The following is a 2,594-nucleotide window of genomic DNA, read 5'->3' on the forward strand; positions in this document are numbered from 1 at the left end:
GTGCCGTACGGGCCGGCCGCGTCGAGGGCCAGGCGGGCGCGGCGGCGGGTGCCGCGGCCGACGGTGGCCCGTTCGATCGCCACGCCGGCGGCGGCGCCCGCGGCCACCACGCCGATGGCGGCGCCGACCAGCCCGGCCTTCTCCCAGCTGCGTTCAGCCATCGGATCGCTGCCGCCCGCCGGGGCCGGCGGCGGCAGCCTCGACGGAAAGCCCGTCGGCGGCGCCCACGTACTCGCGGGGAACGCGGGGGCCGATCCGGGTGACGATCTCGTAGGCGATGGTGCCGCAGGCGCGGGCCCAGTCCTCGGCGGTGGGCTCGCCGTCGTCACCGGGGCCGAACAGGACGGCCTCGTCACCGGGTTCGGCGGCATCGCCTCCGAGGTCGACCACGAACTGGTCCATCGCGACACGCCCCGCCACCACCCGCCATTTCCCGGCCACCAGCACCGGCCCCGCGCTGGACGCGTGCCGCGGTACGCCATCCGCGTACCCCAGCGGCACCAGCGCAAGCGTGGTCTGCCCCGGAGTGACGTACTGGTGGCCGTAACTGACGCCGTGTCCGCCCGGCACCCGCTTGACCGAGGCGAGCCGGGCGGTGAGCCGCATCACCGGGCGCAGCCCGAAGTCGGCCGGCCCGCCGAGCTGCGGCACCGGGGAGATGCCGTACATGGCGACGCCCACCCGGACCAGGTCGAAGCGCGCCTCGGGGAGGGTGAGGGTGGCCGGCGAGTTGGCCATGTGGCGGACCTCGGGGGTCAGCCCGGCCGCCTCGGCCTCGGCCACCGCGGCCCGGAAGACGGCGAGTTCGCGCTCGATGGAGGGGTGGCCCGGCTCGTCGGCGCAGGAGAAGTGGGACCAGACGCCGGTGACGCGGATCAGCCCTTCGCGCTCGGCGGCGCGCGCGGCGACGGTCAGGGCCGGCCACTCGGCGGGCTGCGCGCCGTTGCGGCCGAGCCCGGCGTCGATCTTGAGCTGTACGCGCGCGGTGCGGCCGGCCGCGCGGGCCGCGCCGATCACCTCGGCCAGCGCCCACCCGGCGCTCACCGTCACGTCGATGTCCGCCTCGACGCACTCCCGCCAGGGCCCGCCCGGCGTCCACAGCCAGCACAGCACCCGGGCCCCGATGCCCCCGGCCCGCAGTGCCAGCGCCTCCTCGGGCGTGGCGGTGCCGATCCAGGTCGCCCCGGCCGCCACCGCGGCCCGGGCGCAGGGCAGCATCCCGTGCCCGTAGGCGTCCGCCTTGACCACGGCCATGAACGCGGCGCCGGGTGCCTTCGCCCGCAACGCCGCCACGTTCGCTCGCAGCGCACCCAGATCGATCCGCGCCCGGGCACGGGTGTCCATGTCGTTCATCGCGGTCAGTCTCTCAGGCGCGGTCGGTTTTCATCTCAACGACCTCTGGATCGGCGCCGCCTCTCGCGGCCGGAGTCCCTCATGACGCCCCCGACCGGACGTTCCGCCAGGCGGCGGGGACGGTGTCGGCCACGTCCAGCGCGGCCAGCGGGCCCTGGGCCAGGCGGGCGGCCAGGCCGTGCAGATACGCGCCGACCGAGGCGGCGTCACGGGGGTCGAGCCGGGCCGCCAGCAGGGAGCCGGTCAGGCCCGACAGCACGTCGCCGCTGCCCGCGGTGGCGAGCCAGGCGGTCCCGGTGGGATTCACCCGAACCGGGGTGCCGGGCGCCGGGTCGGCGACCAGCGTGGTGGAGCCCTTGAGCAGCACCGTCGCCCCGAAGCGGGCGGCCAGCGACCGCACCGCCTCCAGCCGCCGCGCCTCCACATCCGCCCGCGCCCAGCCGAGCAGCGCCGCCGCCTCGCCCGCGTGCGGGGTCAGCACGGTCGGCGCCCGCCGGGCGCGCACCCGATCCGCGTCCAGCCCCCGCAGGCCGTCGGCGTCCACCAGGACCGGGACCTGCGAGTCCAGCACCTCGCCCACCGCCCTGCGGGCGTCCGGCGTGTCCCCGAGCCCCGGGCCGACCACCCAGGCCTGCACGCGGCCGGCCTCGTGCGGCGACCCGGTGGACACCAGCGTCTCGGGGTGCCGCGCCAGCACCGCCGCGCCGCCGGATCCCACATACCGCACCGCCCCGGCGCCACCCCGCAGCGCGCCGGACACCGCCAGGACGGCCGCCCCGGGGTAGCGGTCCGACCCCGCCACCACCCCGACCAGGCCGCGGCTGTACTTGTCGCTCTCCCCGCCCGGGTCGGGCAGCAGCGCGGCGACATCGGCGTGCTGCAGCGCCTCGATCTCCGGGGCGCCCAGAAAAGGTGCCAGGCCGATGTCGACCAGCCGCAGGGCACCGGCCAGTTCGGCCGCCGGGTCGATCAGCAGACCCGGCTTGTACGTACCGAAGGTGACGGTGGCGTCGGCGTGCACAGCGGCGCCGTGCACCTCGCCGGTGCCGGCGTCCACCCCGCTGGGCAGGTCCACCGCGACCACCGCCGCCGGCGCCTCACGGGCGGCCTCCGCGAGCGATACGCCGGCTGGGCGCAGGCCGCCCTTGCCGCCGATCCCGGTGATCCCGTCCAGCACCAGCCGGGCCCGGGTGATCGCGGCCGGCCCGTCCGCCGGGGTGACCGTCCGCCCGCCGGCCGCC

At 77.6% G+C, this 2,594-nt stretch carries 2 protein-coding genes and 1 pseudogene; all 3 read right to left on the bottom strand.

Annotated elements, in window-relative coordinates:
* Positions 1-161, bottom strand: a pseudogene (locus tag GA0115240_RS38485) (alpha/beta hydrolase); the annotation flags it as partial.
* The gene (alr, locus tag GA0115240_RS22155) at positions 154-1,353 is read right to left on the bottom strand and encodes an alanine racemase (protein ID WP_093738886.1); all 1,200 of its coding nucleotides are present in this window, start codon (positions 1,351-1,353) and stop codon (positions 154-156) included. The pseudogene GA0115240_RS38485 and the gene alr, both read right to left, overlap by 8 nt.
* A 79-nt stretch (positions 1,354-1,432) precedes the next feature.
* Positions 1,433-2,594 (bottom strand): NAD(P)H-hydrate dehydratase (locus GA0115240_RS22160; protein ID WP_107407193.1); only part of this gene is annotated, 1,162 nt, incomplete at its 5' end.

Origin of the sequence: Streptomyces sp. DvalAA-14 (assembly GCF_900091855.1) — a bacterium.
Lineage (GTDB): Bacteria > Actinomycetota > Actinomycetes > Streptomycetales > Streptomycetaceae > Actinacidiphila.